The sequence below is a fragment of the Nocardiopsis sp. NPDC006198 genome, assembly GCF_040613895.1.
GTDB lineage: Bacteria > Actinomycetota > Actinomycetes > Streptosporangiales > Streptosporangiaceae > Nocardiopsis > Nocardiopsis tropica.
Window position 1 is genome coordinate 61,744 of the sequence record NZ_JBEXSY010000016.1, and the last position, 20,986, is coordinate 82,729.

Here is a 20,986-nt window from a genome sequence, read left to right on the forward strand (position 1 = left end):
CGGGAACCCTCCGGGGGCGGAGCGGGAGGCCGTCAGACGACCGTCGCGAGGAGCGCGGCCCACTCGCGGTTGGGGAACTCCAGGTACCCCCTGTCCCGGTTCCGTGTGTCGCGTACGGCCGCGGTCGCGCCCTCGGACACCTCGACGCAGTTCGTGGCGCCCTGGCTGTGACCGGCCTTGTGCCATGTCCGCGGGGTCTGCTGCTGGTGATGCATGAGGCTGCCTCTTTCTCCTCGGAGTGTCCAGAGGTCCGGAGGAAGGGCGCCCGCGGACTTCCGGAGGGTCGGTCCACGCCGCCGGACGGGTCCGGAGCGGTTCCGGACGCCCGCCGTGCGGCGAGGGGGCGCGGACCGGGCCCGCGCCGGCTTCGTCGCCGTGCGTCCGTGACCGTTCACGGCCCGCTCGCGGTGCGCCCGGGAGGGCGGTGCCGGGGCCGGGCACCGGGTGGGTTCCTCCCGCGTTCGCTCTCACGCCTCCCCGGAACGGACAGTGCCCGATCCGGGCGGGGTGATGCGCTCCGAGGACGGAACGCGGCCGGGCGCGCCGCACGGTACGCGGTACCGGGCGCTCCGCGCCGGCCGCCGGCCCCGGGGAAGGGCCGTCCCCCCGGGGCCCCGCCGCAGCGGTCCCGCCGATCCGAGCCGCCGCCCCGGCCGACGGGCATAGGGTGCGGTTGCGGGGCCTTCAGGGGCGTCGGTAGCGCTCCCGGCCCCGCGCACCAGCATGCGTACCGGGCACCCGGCGGCCCCGCGTCCGGGCGGGGCCGGCACGGGGCCATGCCACGACGGGGAGAACCACCAGTGAGTACCACCCACGCCGCACCCGACCGCGAGAGCCTGCGCGACCTCGCCGTGAGAGTGGCGGCGGAGGCGGGCGACCTCGCCGCCGGGGGCCAGGCGGGCATCACCGTGCTCGACACCAAGTCCAGCCCCACCGACGTCGTCACCAGGATGGACCGCGCCACCGAGGACCTCATCCGGGCGCGCCTGCTCGCCGCCCGCCCGGACGACGCCGTCCTGGGGGAGGAGGGCGGCGGCGAGGAGGGCACCAGCGGGGTGCGCTGGATCGTCGACCCCATCGACGGCACCGTCAACTACCTGTACGGAAGCCCCGACTGGGGCGTGGCCGTGGCCGCCGAGGTCGACGGCGTGGTGGTCGCCTCCGCGGTCAACGTGCCCGCGCGGGGGGAGATGTTCGAGGCGGTCCTGGGCGGCGGCTCCCGCCGCAACGGCGAGCCCCTCCAGGCCCCGCCCGCGGTCCCCCTGGAGCTCGCGCTGGTCGCCACCGGTTTCGGCTACTTCGCCGAGCGGCGTATCCAGCAGGCAAAGGTCCTCCTGGAGGTCGTCCCGCACATCCGCGACATCCGGCGCGGAGGCTCGGCCGCTGTGGACCTGACCGGCCTCGCCACCGGTCGCTGCAACGCCTACTACGAGCGAGGGCTCCACGCCTGGGACTGGTCCGCGCCGGGCCTGGTGGCCAGCGAGGCGGGGATCCGCGTGGGCGGCCCGGGGGGCGGGCCGCCCGGCAACGACCTCGTCATCGCCGGGCGCCCGGAGCTCTACGACGCCCTCGACGCGCTCCTGGCGCCGCTGGGCGCCGACACCGACGGCTGACCCCGGGCACGCGAAGGGCGCGGTGGGAGCTCCTCGTCCCACCGCGCCGCGACGCCGTCATCCGCCCCGGGCGTCCTAGGCGCGGGTGTCGAGGCCGTTGCGGGCCGCGATGCGGTGCAGGTCCTCCAGTTCCGACGCATGCGTGTCGGCGAGGAAGTCGTCTCCGGCGGCCTGCGCGGCCTTGAAGGAACTGTTGGTCTCGTTGATGCGAACCGTGATCTCCGCGAGGAACTCGCCCATTGCACCTCTTCCAGGGGTAGGCACCGGGGCACGCTGGTGCGCCGGTGCGGATCCGTTCGCGCACGCCGGGGGGCGTCCGCACGATCGAAGTGGTCACGACCCTGTGACACGCGTACGCGTCGCGGTCCGGCCCTCGGGCCGGTGTCCGCGCGCATCCCTTACGTGTACCGCACTGCGATCCAGGTCAAACCCCCGCCCCCCGCACGTGATCCTTCCGTGACCCGTCCCCGGGCGGGGGCGTGCTGCCGGGACGGGTGGGGGCCCGGCCGAGGGGGACGCGGAGCCGGCACTGCCCCGCGTCCGCCCGGCCCCCGGTCAAGTCCGGATCAAGGGTGTCCCACGACACATTTCCCTCCGGGGTCTTGTGCTTACTCGTTCCTTATTCTTCATCTGACACATTCGAGATGTGCGGGGTTGGGTCGCTGCCGACGGTTGGGGGATTCGTCGGCGGCGGCTCCCCGTGCGCCAAGGGGAGTTGTGAAGCTCCCGGCCCAGCGCCCGTGGTCACACGGGGGTGAGGTGGGCGGCCGGTTCGCGAAACCGCCGCGACGGGTTTACCGTCTCCTTACCCCGGCTGTGAAAGAACGGATGACGCGGCCGGGACCAAGAACGCCGCTGCCGGTGTGTTGGGGGATGCGCCGGCAGCGGCCCCTTTTCTTCCAGGTACCAACGCTTCAGAGGAACAACGTGCGCGTACTCGTGGTCGAAGACGAACGAGTCCTGGCCGACGCCGTCGCGGTCGGGCTGCGCCGCGAGGCCATGGCCGTCGACGTGGTCTACGACGGCGACACCGCCCTGGAGCACACGGCCGTCAACGACTACGACGTGGTCGTCCTGGACCGGGACCTCCCGGGCACCCACGGGGACGACGTCGCCCGCACCCTGGTCAACGAGAGCTACAACGGCCGCATCCTGATGCTCACCGCCTCCGGCGGCGTCCAGGACAAGGTCGAGGGCCTCACCATCGGGGCCGACGACTACCTGGCCAAGCCCTTCGCCTTCGCGGAGCTCATCGCCCGCGTGCGCGCGCTCAGCCGCCGCTCCGCGCCGCCGCTCCCGCCGGTCCTGGAGCGCCACGGCATCACCCTCGACCCGGCCAACCACCGCGTGTACCGCGACGACCGGGAGATCCCCCTCACGCCCAAGGAGTTCGCCGTCCTCCAGGTGCTCATGCGCGCCCAGGGGACCGTGGTCAGCGCCGAGGGGCTGCTGGAGAAGGCCTGGGACGAGAACGCCGACCCCTTCACGAACGTCGTCCGCGTCACCGTCATGACGCTGCGCAAGAAGCTCGGCGACCCGCCCGTCATCCAGACAGTGCCCGGTGCGGGGTACCGGTTGTGAGACCGGGGGAGCGTCCCGAGCCCGGGCAGGTGGAACCCACCGGCCCCGGCGACACCGGGACGTGGCGCCGACTGCACTCCACCTCTCCCCGGGGCGGGGCCGCTGAGCGCTCCACGGCCTCCGAGCGGGTCCACCACTTCACCGACAACATCAGCCTGCGCGCGCGGCTCACCCTCATCTACGGGATGCTGTTCTTCGCCGCGGGCTCCGTGCTCGTCCTGGTCAACTACCTGGTCGTGGCGGTCCTGCTCAACGCGCTCCTGGCGGAGGAGTCCGCCTCGGAGCTGCTCGCCCACAGCTACCTCATCGAGGAGGTCCTCACCCACGTCACGCGGTTCTCACTGCTGGCGCTGTTCCTGGTGGGGCTCCTCGCGGTGGCCCTGGGGTACGCGGTGGCGGGGCGGGCCCTGTCGCCGCTGCAGAAGATCACCCGCATCGCGCGCCGGCTGTCGGAGCGGTCCCTGCACGAGCGGATCGCCCTGTCCGGCCCCGACGACGAGATCCGCGAGCTGGCGGACACCTTCGACGGGATGCTGGAGCGCCTGGACCGGGCCTTCGACGGGCAGCGGCGCTTCGTCGCCAACGCCTCCCACGAGCTGCGCACGCCCCTGGCGATCAACCGCACCCTCCTGGAGGTGGCGCTCAGCGCGCCGGACGTCTCGTCCGACCTGAAGAGCGTGGGGCAGACCCTCCTGGAGACCAACGCCCGCCACGAACGGCTCATCGACGGCCTGCTCTTCCTCGCCAAGAGCGACAGGGAGCTGGAGGTCCGGGCCAGGGTCGACCTCGGAGAGGTCGCCGGGACGGTGCTGAGCCAGCTCGACGGCGACCTGTCCGGTTCCGGCCTGTCACTGCGCCAGGACCTGCGTCCCGCCCCGGTGGTGGGCGACCCCGTCCTGCTGGAGCGGCTCGTCGGCAACCTGGTGGAGAACGCCCTCAAGTACAACGTCCCCGAGGGCGAGATCACCGTCCGCAGCGGCATGTACGAGGGGATGCCCGCCGTCCAGGTGGAGAACTCCGGCAAGGTGATCCCCGCCTACGAGATCGAGGGGCTGTTCGAGCCGTTCCGCCGGGGCTCCGGCGACCGGGTCGGCTCCAGCCGCAGCGCCGGGCTGGGCCTGTCCATCGTCCGCTCCGTGGTGCGCGCCCACGAGGGGGTGGTGACCGCCTGGCCCCGGGCGGGCGGCGGCCTGGTCGTCACCGTGTGCCTCCCCGTGTCCTCCGGGGACCCGGGCGACCGGCGCTGACCCGGGCCCGCGGTCGGCCGAACCCCCGTGGCCCGGCTCCTCCGGGCCCGCCACGGACGCCGTGCGCCGGCGCGGAGAGGTCCCCGGCGGGGCCGGGGGCCGGGACCGAGCTGCGTTCGGCCGGACTTCGTGGTATCTATACGTGTCCGAAGACACGCCCACCCGTGTCACGAGCGTCGCGCTCGGGTGGGTATGCTTCCCCGGGCGTGGACACGGAGGGAATCCCTCCTGACGTGGGCATGTCTTGGCTTTCGCCCGCCCCTGGGGGAGTGTTTTGCGCTTTGTCCGGAATGGGCGGAAGCGGATTTTCCTGGTCTACGAGGCGCTCGACGTTGGGTAGTACACAGGGAGCCGATCCTTGGCGCAGCCGCCACACATGGCCGCCATCGGTCACGATCCCGTGAAATTACTGCTCACCTGTGGACAGTGGCCCGGGAGGGGACACGGTTCACCGACATCGGGAAAACTCATCGGCAGATCCGGGCACAACGAAGGTCTCTCAAGCGTTACACCCGCGCGACGAGGCACTGAACGAGGGGGATGGAGTTAGCAGAGATGGCCACCGACTACGACAGCCCGCGCAAGACTGACGAGGACATCAACGAGGACAGCCTCCAGGAGCTGCAGGCGCGGCGCGTGGACAAGGGCACCGGCACGATCGACGTCGACCCCGACGAGGTCGCGGAGGGCATGGAACTGCCCGGTGCCGACCTGTCGGGCGAGGAACTCGCGGTGCGCGTGCTCCCGCGCCAGGCCGACGAGTTCACCTGCTCGCGCTGCTTCCTTGTGCACCACCGCAGCCAGCTCGCCGAACAGCGCGCCGGTCAGCTGGTCTGCAAGGAGTGCACCTGAGCGGACGGGACGGACGCTGAACCGCCCCGCTCCGTGCGACCTCCGGTCCGTCGGGAGCGGACCCCGCCGCGACTCGACGCGTCCCTGACCGGGGGCGCGTCGCGCGTACCGCCCGGACGTTCCCCGCCCGTCCGGACGCGAGGGGCCGGGGGGACGACGGCGGACGGCCGACCACACACCTGGGTGGTGCGGTCGGCCGCCCGCCGCCGTCACGGGGCGCCGGGCGCCCGGGCCTCAGGGCTCCAGCTCCTTGGGGCCGGCGCCGACCAGCTTCGCCCTGGCGGCCCGTACGGCCAGCACCCGGGCCACCTCCACGCCCACGCCGGCCATCACGGCCCAGCTGAGGGCACGGCCGAGGCTGACGTCGGGGGACTCCAGGTCCGTGGGCGGTTCCTCGCCGGTCACGCGGGTCCAGGCGAAGTTCAGGGCCTTGCGCATCACGAACTCCGCCGCGATCCCGGCCGCGAACCCGGCGAGAGCGGGACCGACGTCACCGCCGTCCTTCTTAGCCATGTGAATCGTCCACCGTTTCCGTTGGGTGTACGAGGGGGTGCGACGGGCGCACCGCCCTCCTGTGCGTACGGGGAGATCCTTTCATGCCGACCTCCTGCGGACAGGATACCCCGGGGGGGTGTTTTTGCCCCTCTGTGACGCCCGGAAACCCGGAGCGATCACGGTCGGCGGAGCACTACCATTGCCCCATGACCAACCGCTCTCATTCCTTCCGCATGCCCGACAAGCCTTCGCTGGACGGTATCGAGGCGAAGTGGGTCGACGTATGGGATGAGTCCGGCGTCTACCACTTCGACCGCACCCGCAGCCGCGAGGACGTCTACTCCATCGACACCCCGCCGCCCACGGTCTCGGGGTCGCTGCACATCGGCCACGTGTTCTCTTACACGCACACCGACACCGTCGCGCGCTTCCAGCGGATGAACGGCAAGGCCGTCTTCTACCCGATGGGCTGGGACGACAACGGCCTGCCCACCGAGCGCCGCGTCCAGAACTACTACGGAGTCCGCTGCGACCCGTCGGTCCCCTACGACCCGGAGTTCGAGCCGCCGGCCAAGCCCGACCCCAAGCGGCAGATCCCCGTCTCCCGGCGCAACTTCATCGAGCTGTGCGACACGCTCACCGCCGAGGACGAGAAGGTCTTCGAGTCCATCTGGCGCCGGCTCGGGCTGAGCGTCGACTGGCGCCACACCTACGCCACCATCGACGACAACTCGCGCGCCGCCGCCCAGCGCGCCTTCCTGCGCAACCTGGCCCGGGGCGAGGCCTACATGTCCGAGGCGCCCACCCTGTGGGACGTCACCTTCCGGACCGCCGTCGCCCAGGCCGAGCTGGAGGACCGCGAGCGCCCCAGCGCCTACCACGAGGTCGCCTTCCACAGGCCCGACGGCACAGCGGTCCACATCGAGACCACCCGCCCCGAGCTCCTGGCCGCCTGCGTCGCCCTGGTCGCCCACCCCGACGACGAGCGCTACCAGGACCTGTTCGGCACCACCGTGCGCACGCCGGTCTTCGGCGTGGAGGTCCCGGTCCGGGCGCACCGCCTCGCCGACCCCGAGAAGGGGTCCGGCATCGCGATGATCTGCACCTTCGGCGACACCACCGACGTCACCTGGTGGCGCGAGCTCCAGCTGGAGACCCGCCCCGTCATCGGCTGGGACGGCCGCTTCATCGCCGACCCGCCCCGGGGACTGGAGTCCGGCGCCGCCCGCGAGGCCTACGACGCGCTCGTCGGCGCCACCGTCCACACGGCCCGCGAGCGCACCGTCGAGATGCTCCGCGCGAGCGGCGACCTGATCGGCGAGCCCAAGCCCATCACCCACCCGGTGAAGTTCTACGAGAAGGGCGACAAGCCCCTCGAGATCGTCACCACCCGCCAGTGGTACATCCGCAACGGCGGCCGGGACGAGGACCTGCGCGAGCAGCTGATCGCGCGCGGGCGCGAACTCACCTGGCACCCCGAGCACATGCGCGCCCGCTACGAGAACTGGGTCGGCGGCCTCAACGGCGACTGGCTGGTCAGCCGCCAGCGCTTCTTCGGCGTCCCCTTCCCCGTCTGGTATCCGCTGGACGCCGACGGCAACCCGCGCTACGACGAGCCGATCCTCCCCTCGGAGGACCAGCTCCCGGTCGACCCCAGCTCCGAGGTCCCCGCGGGCTACACCGAGGACCGGCGCGGCCTTCCCGGCGGCTTCATGGGCGACCCCGACGTCATGGACACCTGGGCCACCTCCTCGCTGTCCCCCCAGATCGCCTCCGGGTGGGAACGCGACCAGGACCTGTTCGAGCGCGTCTTCCCGATGGACTACCGCCCGCAGGGCCAGGACATCATCCGCACCTGGCTGTTCGCCACGGTGGTCCGCGCCAACTTCGAGAACGGCACCCTGCCCTGGAGCACCGCCGGCATCTCCGGCTGGATCCTGGACCCGGACCGCAAGAAGATGTCCAAGTCCAAGGGCAACGTCGTCACCCCGCTGGCGCTGCTGGAGAAGTACAGCTCCGACGCGGTCCGGTACTGGGCGGCGAGCGGCCGCCTGGGCACCGACACCGCCATGGACGAGGGCCAGATGAAGGTCGGCCGACGGCTGTCCATCAAGATCCTCAACGCCAGCAAGTTCGTCATGTCCGTCGCGGGCGAGGGCGCCACGGCCGACCCCGACCAGGTCACCGAGCCGCTGGACCGCGCGATGCTGGCCGCGCTCGCCGACGTCGTGGAGGACGCCACCGCCGCGTTCGCCGCCTACGACCACACACGGGCCCTGGAGCGCACCGAGCGCTTCTTCTGGGACTTCTGCGACGACTACCTGGAGCTCGTCAAGACCCGCGCCTACGACACCTCGTCCGCCGAGGGGGCCTCCGCGCGCGCCGCGCTCCTCGTCGCGCTGGGCGCCCTGCACAAGCTGTTCGCGCCCTTCGTCCCCTTCGTCGCCGAAGAGGTCTGGAGCTGGTGGCAGGAGGGATCGGTGCACTCCCAGACGTGGCCGGACGCCGCCTCCTACCGCGCCGCGGCCGCCGACGGCGACCCGGTGGTCCTCGCCGCCACGGCCGAGGTCCTGCGCGCCATCCGCAAGGCCAAGTCCGAGGCCAAGCTGTCGATGCGCGCCGAGGTCGAGCACGTGCGGGTCTCCGGCAAGCGGGTCGGGGCCGCTCGCGCGGCCACCGGTGACATCGCCGCCGCGGGCCGCGCGGCCGGGATCGACTTCCAGGACACCGACGACACCGACCTCACCGTCGAGGTGACGCTCCCCGAGGCCGCCGGGGAGTAGGACCGCGGCCGCGGGGAGCGTTCCCGGCGGCCGGGAGCACAGCCGCCAGGGCGCACGGGGCGGGACCGGGGATCCGGTCCCGCCCCGCCGTCGCGCCCGGATCCCCGGCGCGAACCGGCGGCGCCGGACACCGGGGCAGAGCCCGGAGGGCGATAGGCTCGACCGATGTGAGTACCACAGCCCCGGAAGGCGGCCGGATCCCGATCACGGTCCACCGCCTGGACCCCGGCCTCCCCCTGCCCGCGTACGCGCATCCCGGCGACGGAGGGGCCGACCTGCACACCGCGGTCGACCTCGTCCTCGCCCCCGGCGAACGCGCGACCGTTCCCACCGGCCTGGCGATCGCCCTCCCGGACGGGTACGCGGCCTTCGTGCACCCGCGCTCCGGTCTCGCTGCGCGCAGCGGCGTCACCATGGTCAACGCGCCGGGCACCATCGACGCCGGATACCGCGGTGAGATCAAGGTGATCCTGCTCAACACGGACAGGGAGACCCCCGTGAAGCTGACCCGGGGCGACCGGATCGCGCAGCTGGTCGTCCAGCGGGTGGAGCACGCGGTGTTCGTCGAGGCCGACTCCCTTCCGGAGTCGGACCGGGGGACGGGCGGTTTCGGTTCGACGGGGGGCCACGCCGCGCAGCGGTGACGGCTCCCACCAACCCCGGTGCGATCCCGGGACCAACGGAATCGGAGAGGTGAAGGCGTGTTTGGACGCCGCCGCAAGAAGCGGGACAATGAGACCGGCAGAACGGGATCGGAGGCCGGCCCCACCACGGGCGGGGCCGCCGGCGACGTCTCCTTCGGCAACGAGGTCGAGCCTGAGGCGTCCCGGGGCCAGCCCGTCAAGGACGCGGACCGCTACCGCACCACCGGTCCGTGGGACTCCACCGAGGACGCGCCCGAGGCCGGACGCATGGACCTGGGCAGCATCCGGCTGCCGATGGAGCAGGGCACCGAGATCCAGGTGAACGTCGCCCAGGACAGCGCGGGCAAGCAGAAGATCATCGGGGTGACCCTGGTACGCGGCAAGAGCGCGCTCCAGGTGCAGCCCTTCGCCGCCCCCAAGTCCTCCGGGCTGTGGGACGAGATGCGCGAGGAGCTGCGCGAGCAGGTCGTCAAGCAAGGCGGGAAGGTCGAGGACCACGAGGGCACCTTCGGCCCCGAGCTCAAGGCGCTCGTCCCCGTCAAGGGACGCACGACCGAGGACGGCAAGCAGCTCGCCCAGCGCGTGCGCTTCATCGGCGTGGACGGCCCGCGCTGGGTGCTGCGCGGCGTGATCCGCGGCGAGGGGGCCTCCAAGCCCGAGGTGATGGCGGAGATCGAACAGCTCTTCGCGGGCATCGTCGTGGTGCGCGGCGACCAGCCGGTGCCGCCGAACGAGCTGCTCCAGATCACCGTGCCCAAGCAGATCCAGGAGCAGATGGCGCAGGCGGCCAAGACGCGCGCCGCCCAGCAGACCGCCCAGCACGGCAACGCCGGGCGCTCGCCCAACGGCGCCGCGCCGAACGGTTCCGGGCCCGCCGCGTCCGGCGGCGCCCCGAGCGGTTCCGGCGACTCCTGAGCCCGGCCACGTGGAGAGGTGCCGGGGGCGCCGCCCTTCCGTAGTCTGTGCCCCATGACAGAGACGACGGAGAAGAGCGCTCCCCGGCCGCTCCCCGAGGACTGGGACCGGGTCCTCGCGGTGGTCGCCCACCCCGACGACCTGGAGTTCGGCAGTTCGTCCGCGCTCGCCCGCTGGACCGGCCAGGGCAAGGACGTCGTGGAGCTCCTGGTGACCAAGGGCGAGGCGGGCATCGACGGCCTCGCCCCCGAGGAGTGCGCGCCGGTGCGCATGGCGGAGCAGCGCGCCTCCGCCGCCGCGGTGGGGGCCGCCACGGTCGAGTTCCTGGACTTCCCCGACGGCACCCTGGAGTACGGGCTGCCCCTGAGGCGGGCCCTCGCGGCGGCGATCCGGCGCCACCGTCCGGAGGCGGTCGTCTCCATCAACTTCCGCGAGCAGTTCGCGGGAGGCGGGGGCTTCAACCACGCCGACCACCGGGTCCTCGGCCCGGCCCTGCTGGACGCGGTCCGCGACGCCGCCAACCGGTGGGTGTTCCCCGACCTGGCGCAGGAGGGTCTCACCCCCTGGTCGGGTGTGCGCTTCGTGGCCTTCGGCGCGTCGCCGCGGGCCGCGCACTACGTGGAGCTGAGCGAGGCCGACCTGACCGCCGGGGTGGCTTCCCTGGACGCGCACGCCGTCTACCTGGCCGCCCTCGACGGGTTCGACCAGAGGTCGTTCCTGCCCGAGGCCGCCGCCCGGGCCGGGGCGTGGGCGGGGGTGCCGCTGGCCACGGCCTTCGAGGTGTTCGAGGTCTAGGCGTACCGACCGCGGAGGCCGGTGACACCCACCCCGGCCTGACGCAAGCGAAGAGGGCCTCCGGTACCGGTGCGGACGGCGGCGTCCGCCACCGGACCGGAAGGCCCCGACGCCCCGCACCGCCCACGCCGCCCCGCCCCCGCCCCCGCACCCGCCGGACGCCTCGCGTCGGCCCGCTGCACCGTCGGCCGGGGCCGCGGCCCCCGCGCCGCGCCGTCCGCGCCCCTGCGGCCGGTCCCGGTACGCGGACGCGCCCCGGGCGCCCGACCGGGGCCGACACGGCGCTCCCCGAACCGGCCCCGCCCGCGGCGCGGCGGAAGCCACCGGTAGAAAGGGTTGAGCGTGTCCGCCGGACACGCACCGCCCGGCCTCCCGGGCGCCGGACGGAAACGAGGGACCGGACATGACCGAGGACGCACGGGGCGGGCGTCGGCGGCGACGCCGCCGGTGGGGGGTGGCCGCGGGGCTCATGGTCGTGCTCCTGGCCGCCTGTGCCGCCTTCCTGGGGTGGGCCCTCACCCCGTACCGGGCCGATCCCGTGCCGCTGGCCGAGGCGGTCGAGAACCCCGCCGTGCAGGTGCGCAACACCGGGGACGCGGTGGTCGTCGCGCCGGCCCGGGACGGCACGGGCACCGGCGTCGTGTTCTACCCCGGCGCCAGGGTCGAGGCGGAGGCCTACGTCGCCTCGTGGGCCCCGGTGGTCGCCGACACGGGCGCCACCGTCGTCATCCCCCGGATGCGCCTCAACATGGCCGTGTTCGACGTGAACCGGGCCGACTCCGCGGTGTCGGCCGTCCCGGACGTGGACACCTGGTACGTGGGCGGCCACTCCCTGGGCGGGGCGATGGCCGCGTCCTACGCGGGCGGCGACCCCGCGCCCGGGGTGGAGGGGCTGATCCTGTGGGCGTCCTACGCCACCGAGTCGGCGGGGCTGGCCGACCGCGACGACCTGAGGGTCCTGGCCGTCGCGGGCGGAAGGGACGCCCTCACGAGCCCGGAGGAGTTCGAGGAGAACGTCCGCCACCTGCCCGGTTCCGCGGAAACGGTGTCGGTGGAGGGGATGAACCACGCCCAGTTCGGCTCCTACGGCCCCCAGGACGGGGACGGCGAGGCCGCGCTGTCGGACGGGCGGGCACGCGCGGAGCTGGCCGGGGTCACCGGCGCGTTCCTGGCGCCCGACGCGGCCCCGGAGGCCTGACACGGGGCCGCCCGGCCCCTGCCCGGCCCCCGCCCGGCCCCCGCACGGCGGGCGCCGCGGGCCGGTGCTCCACGCCGTGTCCCGCCGACGGGCCCCGGGGAGGGCAGGCGCGGTCCTCCCCGGGGCCGGTCCGCCGAGCGGACCTCAGGAGCCGGGACCCGGGTCCACCGGGTCCGCGATCCGTCCCAGGAACAGGATCGACCCGCCCCGGCGCAGCACGAACACGAACGGCCGGTCGACGGTGAACCTGACCGGCCGCAGGGGAGCGGCCGCCGCGCGGAGCATCATCACGGCGGTGGCCGCGGCGCCCTCGGCGCCCTTCTCGTCCACCTTCAGCACCGACTGGTGGAGGATCTCGTCCACCCGGAGCGGCTCCTCGCTGATCCCGTCGAAACGCGCCTCGTCCGTGACCATGTGACGCACCCCCACGGACGCGAGGGGCTCCAACAGGGAGGTGTCGGTCTCCACGGTGAACCGGGGCAGGGCGAGGTCGACCTGCTGGGACGAGCGGACCCGGTAGAGCTCCGACAGGGCGGACGCCGTCAGCGGGGGAGGGGACCCGGCGTCCCCGTCGTGGAGCAGCACGTCCAGGGTGAGGCCGTGGCCGCCCTCCAGGCCGACCATGCTCCACCCCTGCGCCCGAGCGTGGGGCAGTCGCGCCGACCGGTGCATGGTGGGGACCTTCCGCCTCCCGCCCGGTGCGTGGAACGGCCGGTCCCGGGTCAGGCCCGCCTCGAACGGGTCGGACCAGACGACCTTCACCCACAGGGCGTTGACCAGCAGCAGGCGGACGTCGGGGGAGATGCTGCCCGCCGGGAGGAGCTCGTCGATCAGCCCCCGGGTCACGTCGGACACCTTGCCGTTGACCCTGGCGCGCACGCCCTCGGAGTCGTTCTCGAAGTCGGCGCCCTCCACCTCCGCGCCGGGACGCGCGCGCACGCGTGCGGCGAACTCCGCCCGCACCGGGAGGTCGGCGGGCACGTACAGCCCGTTCAGCGCGGCCAGGTCCGGCCCGTCGCCGGAGGCCACCGCGGCGTCCAGGGCGTCCAGCAGGCCCTCGGTGTCGTCGCCGAGGAGGGCCGCCAGCTCTGCCAGGGTGCGGTCGGCGGCCCCGCTCGCGAGCAGCGCCAGCACGGTCCCCACCGAGTGCGGTGACCATACGTGCGAGGCGCCGGGGCGGACCAGCGCGCGGTCCAGGGCGACGGCGAACTCCAGGTGGTCCGGCCGGGGGGGCGTGCTCTGCTGCATGGTGCTCCTCGCGTAGGCGCTCCGGCTGTTCTGGCCGCCAGCGTACGGAGTCGCGCCGACGCCCGCCAGGACCCGCGTTCCCGGCGGCCCAACGCCGGGCCCCGTTCCGCGGTCGCCGGGGGCCGGTCCGCGACGGGGCCGTGGTGAGAAGCCGTACGCGACAAGACCGGGTCAAGCATGACAAAGCCGGGCGGGACGGAGGGAGGGAGTACGGTGAGCGCCCCCTCGGTCCGTGACGGGTCTAATAGTGTGGGGCATCATGGCCTGTGCGCCCGCGCGGGAGAGGCCCGGCGGGGCGACGGCCACCGAGGACCGACCGGACCGGGAGCAGGATGACTGAGCAGCAGAGGGCAGCCGGGGAGGCCGCCCCGGCGGCCGGGGCGGACGACACGGCGAAGGCGGCGCCGGACGGCGCCCCGGCGGGCGCTTCGGCGCCGGGCGCGGCCGAGGGGCCCGCGCCGGCGGGAGCCCCCGCCGTCACCGAGGACACGGTCGAGGCGCTCGTCCGCTCCCAGCTGTCCAAGGCCCTGGGCGGCAAGCGCGGCATGGTCGAGGCGGCGATGCCCACGCTGGCCTTCACCCTGTCCTACGTCATCGCCTCGGACCTGAGGCTGTCGATCGGCCTCGGGGTGGTCGCGGCGCTGGTCCTGGGCGCGGTCAGGCTCGTGCAGCGCTCCTCGGTCCAGTACGTGGTCACCAGCCTGTTCGGCATCGGCATCGCCGCGGTCTTCGCGATGCGCAGCGGCAACGCCGCGGACGCCTTCCTGCCCGGGATCATCTACAACGCCGTCTACGCGGTGGTCCTCAGCCTGTCGGTCCTGGTCCGCTGGCCCGCCATCGGGCTGATGATCGGCCCGTTCATCGGGCACAAGGAGGATTTCACCTCCTGGCGCTCCAACCCGGCGGTGGTCCGGCTGGCCTCCCGCCTCACCTGGCTGCTGGTGCTGCCCTGCGTGGTCCGCGTGGTCGTGCAGTATCCGCTCTGGATGGCCGACACCAACGGCTGGGCCGACACGTTCGGGCTCCTGGGCCTCTCCAAGATCGCCATGGGCTGGCCGCTCCAGGTCGCCGCGTTCGCGGGCATGGTGTGGGTCCTGGCGCGCGGCCGGACGCCGCTGGAGGAGACGGGGGCGGCGGGCGCCGGGGACGGCGCCCGCGGGGACCGCGCCTAGCGCACCCGCACACGGCTCGAGGGCCGGGCCCGGTCCGGTACCGGGCTCGGGCCCTCGTGGCCCGGTCTCCCGGTGACCGGTCCGACGTCCGGGGACCGGTCCGGCGCGGGGGCCGCGCTCCCCGCAGCCCCCTGAGGGCCGGGGTCAGGCGTCCGCGGCGTCGTCCACGGGGCCGAGCAGGACCTCCAACGGTCCCAGCGCCTCGGGGTCGGCCAGGAACACCACCGTGTCGCCCACCGACAGGTTCCGACCGGGGTCGGGCGGGCGCACCCCGCCGGGGCCGAGCACGGCGACCAGCGCCACGCCCTCCGGCAGCGCCGCGCTCAGCTCGGACTCCGCGGTCCCCGCGAACGGGCTGGCGGCGTGCAGCACCGACTCGGCGATCTCCGCCCCCGGCAGCGGGGGCAGCGTCCCCTCCTCGTCCGGGTCGTCCTCGGGGGCTCCCTCGACCAGGTCGGCGATCAGCCTCGGCGGCGAGACCGCCAGGTCCACGCCCCACGTCTCGTTGAACAGCCACTCGTTGTCGGGCTCGTTGATCCTGGCGATCACCCGGCCCACGCCGAACTCGGTCTTGGCCAGCAGGGACACCACCAGGTTGACCTTGTCGTCGCTGCTGGCGGCGACGACCACGTCGAAGTCGCCCAGGCGGGCGTCCTCCAGGGTCGCCAGCTCGCACGCGTCGGCCAGCAGCCACTCCACCTCGGGCAGGTCGTCCACCCCGATGGCCCGGGTGTCCCGGTCGATCAGCAGCACGTCGTGGCCGCTGCCCGCCAACTCCTTGGCGATGGAGCGCCCCACACTCCCCGCTCCCGCGATGGCGATCCGCATCTCACCCACGTCCCGTCTCGTCGCCCGGCACCCGCGGCGACCCGTCCGGCCGCTCGGGGAGGGAGTCCGGTTCGCGGCCGTGCCCGACCACGTGCAGGACGTCGTCCTCCTCCAGGCGCACGTCGGACCCGGCGAGGACGATCCGTCCCCGCCGTACCAGGTACACCACCCGCAGCGGGGCGGCCTCCTCGAGTTCGCCGACGCGGGCGCCCGCCCACCCCTTCGGCAGCGGCGCCTCGTTCATCGCCAGCGTCCCGGACGCGTCCTGCCACTCCGGGCCCGCGGTGAGCCGGTCGTCGCCCGGCACCATCCGGCGCAGGAAGGCGTCGGCCGTCCACCGCACCGTCGCGACGGTGGGGATGCCCAGGCGCTGGTAGACCTCCGCGCGGCGCGGGTCGTAGATCCGCGCCACCACGTTCTCGACCCCGAACGCCTCGCGCGCCACCCGGGCGGCGATGATGTTGGAGTTGTCGCCGTTGCTGACCGCGGCGAACGCGCCCGCGCGGTCGATCCCGGCGGACATCAGGACCTCGCGGTCGTGCCCCGCGCCGCGGACCGCGTGCTTGGAGACGGAGCCGCGCAGCCGCCGGAAAGCCTCGGGGTCCTGGTCGATCACCGCCACGGTGTGGCCCAGGTCCACCAGCGTGTGCGCCAGCGTGGATCCCACGCGACCGCACCCCATGATCACGATGTGCACCTCGCCCGCACTCCCGTCGAGACAGCCGCACGCTGTGGTCCCGCGTGCCCTCACAGTCACACCATGGCACACATCGGTCCGGCGCGCGCGACGGCCCCCGGCCCTCGCGTACACGGCTGAACAGCGCGGGCGGTACCCGGGGGCGGGTAGATTGGGGACGCTTGGTGGCTGTGCGCGCAGGGTCACCCGGAACGTGACCCGACCCGACCACCCAAGGACGAAGCGATGACCCGTGTGGGCAATGAGTTCGAGCTGACAGTAGACGACGTGGCGCACGGGGGCTGGTGTGTGGGCCGCCACAACGACCAGGTCGTCTTCGTCCGCCACGCCCTCCCGGGCGAGCGGGTCCGCGTCCGCGTCACCGAGGAGACCACGCGGTTCCTGCGCGGCGAGGCCGTCGACGTCCTGTCCGCCTCCCCGGACCGGGTCGAGGCCCCCTGCGAGTTCTCCGGCCCCGGCAAGTGCGGGGGCTGCGACTGGCAGCACGCCTCCCTGGAGGCCCAGCGCCGGCTCAAGGGCGAGGTCGTCGCCGAGCAGCTGCGCCACATCGCCGGCATCGAGCGCGCCGTCGTCGTCGAGGAGCTTCCCGGCACCCCCGACGGCCTGGGCTGGCGCACGCGGGTCCGCTTCTCCGTGGACACCGACGGCCACGCGGGGCTGCGGCGCCACCGCTCCCACGACATCGAGCCGGTCGACCGCTGCCTGATCGCCCACCCCGGTGTGGCCGAACTGGGCGTCACCGACGTGACGTGGGAGGACACCAAGGACGTGGAGGCCGTCGCCTCCTCGACCTGCGCCGACCGCGCCGTCGTCATCACCCCCACCAAGGCCAGGCTGAGTGCGCTTCCCGACCTCAAGGCGTCCAGCGCTGTGCTGCGCCGCTTCAAGGGCGGGCGCGTGCAGCAGGTGAAGGGCCGCCGCGGGGTGCGCGAGACCGTCAACGGCCGCGAGTTCCGTGTCAGCGCGGGCGGCTTCTGGCAGGTCCACCCGGCGGCGGGCGTGACCCTCACCGACGCGGTGCTGGCGGCGCTGGAGCCCAAGCCCGGCGAGACCGCCATGGACCTGTACTGCGGCGCCGGACTGTTCACCGGCGCCCTGGGCGACGCCGTGGGTCCGGAGGGCCGTGTCATGGGCGTGGAGAGCGGCGCCGAGGCCGTCCGCGACGCCCGCTACAACCTCAAGGACCTGGAGCAGGTCCGCGTCGAGCAGAACGACGTGGCCGCCCAGCTGCGCGAGTGGGCCGACGTGCGGGCCGACGTCGTCGCCCTGGACCCGCCCCGCGCGGGCGCCGGGACCAAGGTCGTCCGCTCCATCGCCGGGACGCGTCCGCGCAGGATCGCCTACGTCTCCTGCGACCCCGCCACGCTCGCCCGCGACATCGCGGAGTTCGCGCGTTCCGGGTACAACCTGGTGGACCTGAGGGCGTTCGACGCCTTCCCGATGACGCACCACGTGGAGTGCCTGGCGGTGCTGGAGCCCGTGAACCCGGCCCGCCGCCACCGCGAGGACCAGGGCTAGAGGCCCCGGGGCCGGGACCGCGTTCCCGGCCCCGTCGAACCCTCCGCGTCCCCGGGCCCGTTCCGGCGCCGGCCGCCGTACAGTGGCCGGGTACACGGGAGACCGAAGGGAACGCACAGGCCATGGCACACGACACGAGGATCCCCGGGCCCGACCACCCCATCACCGTCGAACCCACCACCGGGCGGGTCGTGGTGCGCGTCGGCGGGCTGGTCGTCGCCGACACCACCGCCGCTCTGACCCTGCTCGAGGCGGACTACCGGCCCGTCCAGTACGTCCCGCTCGCCGACGTCGACCGCTCCCTCCTGCGGCGCACGCAGACCTCCACCTACTGCCCCTTCAAGGGGACCGCCGCCTACTACACGCTCGCGGTGCCGGGCGGCGAGGAGCTCACCGACGCCGTGTGGACCTACGAGGAGCCGTACCAGATCGTCGCCGAGATCGGCTCGTACCTCGCCTTCTACCCCGGCCGGATCGAGATCGAGGTCGACGCCCCGGGCTGAGGCCCACGCGTCGGGGCCCGGGGCGCACTACCCCGGGCGCTGCTGCGTCCGCGCCCCTCCCCGTTCCGCGGGGGCGTACCGCGGTGCGATCCCGGACGCGGAGCGGGTGCCGGGCCTGTCTGCGCTCTCCGGTCTGCGGTTCGCAGGGCGGGAGGCGGCACCGGCCTCCGCCCCCCGTCATCGGGGACCACCGTGGTCCGAGCCCCTTCTCCGACGGTCCAGCCGCCGGGCCGGGGGAGGCGGCGGTCCGACGGTCCAGCCGCCGGGCCGGGGGAGGCGGCGGTCCGGCGGCTCAGCCGCGGCGGCGGGCGGGCGCGCGCAGGACGGCCAGGCCGAGGGCGAGCACGGCGAGCCCTGCCCAGGACACCGCGGACAGCCGCTCACCGACCACGGCCACTCCCAGCAGGGCGGCCACGGCGGGCTCCGCGAGGGTCAGCGTGGTCGCCACGGAGGCGGAGGTGTGCCGCAGGCCGTGCCCGAACAGGCGGTAGGCCAGGAACACGGTGAACACCGCCAGGTACAGGGCGACCAGTGCGCCGTCCACCGTGGCCAGCCAGGCCGCTCCGGTGGCCGCCACCACGGGCAGGACGGCGATCCCGCCGCCCGCGAACATGGTGCCCATCACGGCGGGGGAGGGATGGCCCCGCCGGATCAGGCGTTCGGCGACGAGCGCGTAGGCGGAGTAGGAGAACCCGGCGGCCAGCGCCAGGAGCACCCCGGTCGGGCGTACCGGTGTCCCGCCCGCGCCGAGCTCCGAGCCCAGCACGAGGACCGCGCAGCCCAGGACCGCGGAGGCGGTCGCGACCGTCCATCGCGCGGTGGGCCGGGCCTGCCCGGTGAGCCAGGCCAGCAGGCCGGAGAAGACCGGTGCGCTGCCGAGGGTGATCACCGTGGCGACCGCGACCCCCGCGTGCGCCACGGCCGGGTAGAAGGACAGCGGGTACCCGGCGACGGCGAGGGCCCCGAGGGCGAGGGCCCAGCGGGTGGGCCGGTCGCTCCGGGCCAGGAGGGCGGTGGAGCCCCTCCCGGTGAGGAACAGGAGCAGGCCGCCCAGGACCAGGCCGGCCGCGCCGATCGCGGCGGCGGGAGCCTCGGCCGGGGCGAAGGAGGCGGCGGTTCCGGTGGTGCCCCACAGGACCGCCGCGGCGAGGATCGGCAGGGGCCCCTGGAGCGGGGGCGCGGTGGGGGTGCGGGTCGGTGCGCCGGACCGGGAAAGGGAGTGTTCTGGCACGGTGGTTCCTTCGTCGTCGTGTGTTTCGGCGGCGGCGAAACGGGCGCACGACGGGGGGCGACCCGGGTGCGGTCACCGGGGGTCGCCGTTCAAGCTCTCCGACGGGGTCAGGAAAGGGTGTGCGTGCGCCCGCTCAGGCGCACAGCGGCGGAAGCACGACGTGCCAGTAGTGGTTCTTCACACGGCCATGCTAGGACGTCCCCCGCCCCGGGCCGCGGGCGGGGTGCCCGCCCGCGGCCCGGACCGTGTCCCCGCCAGGCGGGGTCCGGGCGGTGCGCCGCGTGCCGTTCCGTGTCCCGCCGGGCGGGACCGCGGACCGACTGACGCGGCCACGGAACGTCCTCAGCGCTGCGCCGCCCCGTCTCCCGTGTCGTCCCCGGGGCCGTCACCGTGCTTGCCGCGGCGGGCGAGGTACAGGGCCGCGCCGCCCCCGCCCAGGGCGAGGACCCCGGCGGTCACCAGGCCGGCCAGGGTGCCGCCGGTCAGGGGTAGGTCCGCGGGACCGTCGGCGGCGCCGACGGGGTCCGGGCTCTCCCGGGCCGCGGGCGGCTCCCCGCCGGTGTCCCTGCTCCCGTCCGCGGGGGCGTCCCCGTCGGCCCGGGCGCCGCCGTCCGGGGCGCCCCCGTCCGCGTCCGTCCCGTCCCCGCTGTCCGGGTCGTCGGAGGGTTCCCCGGCCTCCGGGGAGGCGGGGTCCTCCCGGACGGCGGCGGTGTCGTCCCCGCCGGGTCCGTCCCCGCCGTCGGCGTCCTCCCCGCCGTCGGCCCCGGGGGCCCCTCCGTCGCCGAGGCAGTCCACGGCGACGGCGCCGAGCTCCAGGGCGAACAGCTCGGCCCCGCCCGCGGAGGCCGTGACGGAGGTGGACACCTCGCCGCGCCCGGCGGAGGGGTCCTCCGGCACGCGGGTCAGGACGGTGACGTCGGCCGTCGTGTCGAGGCCGGGGATGTCCACGGTGGCGTTCACCTCGGGGGCGTCGGCCGTGATCGGCGTCCCGAAGACGGAGATGACGCGGTCGTCCTCCGCGAAGCTCCCGATCGTGTTCTCCCAGGCGAGGTCGCCCGAGAAGTCGCACCTGACGGAGTTGTGCAGCGAGGTCAGGCTGACGGCGGGTTCGTCATGGCCCGGAAGGTCCAGCGTGAAACCGCCGCCGAGGGCGGAGACCGCCTCGGCGCGGCCGTCCCCGGCGGCGGTGGTGTTGACGCGGGACTCGACCGGCCCGCCGGTCCCCACGAGCGCGCCGACGCCGCCGCGGTCGGCGGAGAAGTCGGCGGACGGGTAGTCGCCCCCCACGTCCGATCCGACGTAGACCCTGCCCCAGGACCCCTCCGTCACGGAGCCGCCCCCGTGGTGGGACAGGCTGACGAGGGTGCTGCCGGCCGTCGCCGGGAAGTGCTCGTCGGCGTGGGCGGGCGCGGTCGCGCCGAGGGCCAGGGCGGCCGCGCCGGCGACGGCGGCGGCGGGGCGCACGATACGCGTGAGAGTACGGGGAACAGACAAGGAACGCCCCTTGCTCGCGGGAGGGATCAACTCCAGAAGGGATGGAAGTCCATAAAAGCTGACAATGATCAACAATTCGGACATTTGCGAGTGTAGTTGACCCCGACCACCGGGGAAGGGACGGCGCGGTTTTGTGGCGCGGTTAATAACCCCTGGTCGGATCGGGTTCGAT

20 protein-coding genes are annotated in these 20,986 nt (G+C 74.2%); 12 read left to right on the forward strand and 8 right to left on the reverse strand.

What is annotated here, in order from left to right; translation table 11 throughout:
• Positions 1 to 32 precede the first annotated feature (32 nt).
• On the reverse strand, positions 33 to 215 hold the full coding sequence (locus ABZ234_RS13695) for a DUF397 domain-containing protein (RefSeq protein WP_267949127.1): 183 nt from the start codon (positions 213 to 215) through the stop codon (positions 33 to 35).
• Between the two features lie 585 nt (positions 216 to 800).
• Here ABZ234_RS13695 and ABZ234_RS13700 point away from each other — a divergent pair.
• Positions 801 to 1,613, forward strand: a complete 813-nt coding sequence (locus ABZ234_RS13700) for an inositol monophosphatase family protein (protein WP_344184995.1) — start codon at positions 801 to 803, stop codon at positions 1,611 to 1,613.
• A 75-nt stretch (positions 1,614 to 1,688) separates the two neighbouring features.
• Here ABZ234_RS13700 and ABZ234_RS13705 read toward each other — a convergent pair whose 3' ends face one another.
• Positions 1,689 to 1,853, reverse strand: coding sequence for a hypothetical protein (locus ABZ234_RS13705; RefSeq protein ID WP_267949129.1), 165 nt, complete (start codon positions 1,851 to 1,853; stop codon positions 1,689 to 1,691).
• A gap of 687 nt (positions 1,854 to 2,540) precedes the next feature.
• Between ABZ234_RS13705 and ABZ234_RS13710 the strand changes: the two genes are divergently transcribed.
• From ABZ234_RS13710 to ABZ234_RS13720, 3 genes are all read left to right on the forward strand, one after another.
• Positions 2,541 to 3,194 (forward strand): response regulator transcription factor, encoded by a 654-nt coding sequence (locus ABZ234_RS13710; protein WP_267949130.1) that lies wholly within the window; start codon positions 2,541 to 2,543, stop codon positions 3,192 to 3,194.
• Complete coding sequence (locus ABZ234_RS13715) at positions 3,191 to 4,441, forward strand: ATP-binding protein (protein ID WP_344184994.1); 1,251 nt, start codon at positions 3,191 to 3,193, stop codon at positions 4,439 to 4,441. Before ABZ234_RS13710 ends, ABZ234_RS13715 begins: the two co-directional genes overlap by 4 nt.
• 555 nt (positions 4,442 to 4,996) lie before the next feature.
• On the forward strand, positions 4,997 to 5,293 hold the full coding sequence (locus ABZ234_RS13720) for a DUF4193 domain-containing protein (protein WP_087100666.1): 297 nt from the start codon (positions 4,997 to 4,999) through the stop codon (positions 5,291 to 5,293).
• A 234-nt stretch (positions 5,294 to 5,527) separates the two neighbouring features.
• Here the strand turns inward: ABZ234_RS13720 and ABZ234_RS13725 are convergent, their stop codons facing one another.
• Complete coding sequence (locus ABZ234_RS13725) at positions 5,528 to 5,806, reverse strand: DUF4235 domain-containing protein (protein ID WP_355012229.1); 279 nt, start codon at positions 5,804 to 5,806, stop codon at positions 5,528 to 5,530.
• Between the two features lie 188 nt (positions 5,807 to 5,994).
• On the opposite strand from ABZ234_RS13725, the gene valS reads away from it, so the two are divergent.
• The 5 genes from valS (at position 5,995) to ABZ234_RS13750 (ending at position 12,123) form a co-directional block, all read left to right on the forward strand.
• A complete protein-coding gene (valS, locus tag ABZ234_RS13730) occupies positions 5,995 to 8,571 on the forward strand; it encodes a valine--tRNA ligase (protein ID WP_344184992.1) in 2,577 nt (858 codons plus the stop codon).
• Positions 8,572 to 8,738: 167 nt separating this feature from the next.
• Positions 8,739 to 9,215, forward strand: coding sequence for a dUTP diphosphatase (gene dut / locus ABZ234_RS13735; protein ID WP_267949134.1), 477 nt, complete (start codon positions 8,739 to 8,741; stop codon positions 9,213 to 9,215).
• 57 nt (positions 9,216 to 9,272) lie between these two features.
• A complete protein-coding gene (locus tag ABZ234_RS13740) occupies positions 9,273 to 10,130 on the forward strand; it encodes a DUF3710 domain-containing protein (protein ID WP_355012230.1) in 858 nt (285 codons plus the stop codon).
• Positions 10,131 to 10,184: 54 nt separating this feature from the next.
• Positions 10,185 to 10,925, forward strand: a complete 741-nt coding sequence (locus tag ABZ234_RS13745) for a PIG-L deacetylase family protein (protein ID WP_355012231.1) — start codon at positions 10,185 to 10,187, stop codon at positions 10,923 to 10,925.
• Positions 10,926 to 11,328: 403 nt separating this feature from the next.
• Positions 11,329 to 12,123: an alpha/beta hydrolase gene (locus ABZ234_RS13750; protein ID WP_355012232.1), complete on the forward strand. Its 795-nt coding sequence runs from the start codon at positions 11,329 to 11,331 to the stop codon at positions 12,121 to 12,123.
• A gap of 144 nt (positions 12,124 to 12,267) precedes the next feature.
• Here the strand turns inward: ABZ234_RS13750 and ABZ234_RS13755 are convergent, their stop codons facing one another.
• Positions 12,268 to 13,371 (reverse strand): serpin family protein, encoded by a 1,104-nt coding sequence (locus tag ABZ234_RS13755; RefSeq protein ID WP_355012233.1) that lies wholly within the window; start codon positions 13,369 to 13,371, stop codon positions 12,268 to 12,270.
• A 332-nt stretch (positions 13,372 to 13,703) separates the two neighbouring features.
• On the opposite strand from ABZ234_RS13755, the gene ABZ234_RS13760 reads away from it, so the two are divergent.
• On the forward strand, positions 13,704 to 14,543 hold the full coding sequence (locus ABZ234_RS13760; protein WP_352985115.1) for a DUF3159 domain-containing protein: 840 nt from the start codon (positions 13,704 to 13,706) through the stop codon (positions 14,541 to 14,543).
• Between the two features lie 144 nt (positions 14,544 to 14,687).
• Here ABZ234_RS13760 and ABZ234_RS13765 read toward each other — a convergent pair whose 3' ends face one another.
• Together ABZ234_RS13765 and ABZ234_RS13770 are read right to left on the reverse strand one after the other, a co-directional pair.
• Positions 14,688 to 15,380, reverse strand: coding sequence for a TrkA family potassium uptake protein (locus tag ABZ234_RS13765; protein WP_355012234.1), 693 nt, complete (start codon positions 15,378 to 15,380; stop codon positions 14,688 to 14,690).
• Positions 15,373 to 16,068, reverse strand: coding sequence for a TrkA family potassium uptake protein (locus tag ABZ234_RS13770; protein ID WP_355012235.1), 696 nt, complete (start codon positions 16,066 to 16,068; stop codon positions 15,373 to 15,375). The genes ABZ234_RS13765 and ABZ234_RS13770 overlap by 8 nt, the downstream gene beginning before the upstream one ends.
• A 225-nt stretch (positions 16,069 to 16,293) precedes the next feature.
• Here ABZ234_RS13770 and ABZ234_RS13775 point away from each other — a divergent pair, with 225 nt between their 5' ends.
• Together ABZ234_RS13775 and ABZ234_RS13780 are read left to right on the forward strand one after the other, a co-directional pair.
• Entirely contained in the window at positions 16,294 to 17,586 is a 1,293-nt protein-coding gene (locus tag ABZ234_RS13775) for a class I SAM-dependent RNA methyltransferase (RefSeq protein WP_267949142.1), read from the forward strand.
• Between the two features lie 122 nt (positions 17,587 to 17,708).
• Positions 17,709 to 18,089: a DUF427 domain-containing protein gene (locus ABZ234_RS13780; RefSeq protein WP_267949143.1), complete on the forward strand. Its 381-nt coding sequence runs from the start codon at positions 17,709 to 17,711 to the stop codon at positions 18,087 to 18,089.
• A gap of 292 nt (positions 18,090 to 18,381) precedes the next feature.
• On the opposite strand, the gene ABZ234_RS13785 is transcribed toward ABZ234_RS13780, so the two are convergent.
• Together ABZ234_RS13785 and ABZ234_RS13790 are read right to left on the reverse strand one after the other, a co-directional pair.
• Complete coding sequence (locus ABZ234_RS13785; RefSeq protein WP_355012236.1) at positions 18,382 to 19,320, reverse strand: EamA family transporter; 939 nt, start codon at positions 19,318 to 19,320, stop codon at positions 18,382 to 18,384.
• Between the two features lie 342 nt (positions 19,321 to 19,662).
• On the reverse strand, positions 19,663 to 20,814 hold the full coding sequence (locus ABZ234_RS13790; protein ID WP_355012237.1) for a hypothetical protein: 1,152 nt from the start codon (positions 20,812 to 20,814) through the stop codon (positions 19,663 to 19,665).
• Between the last annotated feature and the right edge of the window lie 172 nt (positions 20,815 to 20,986).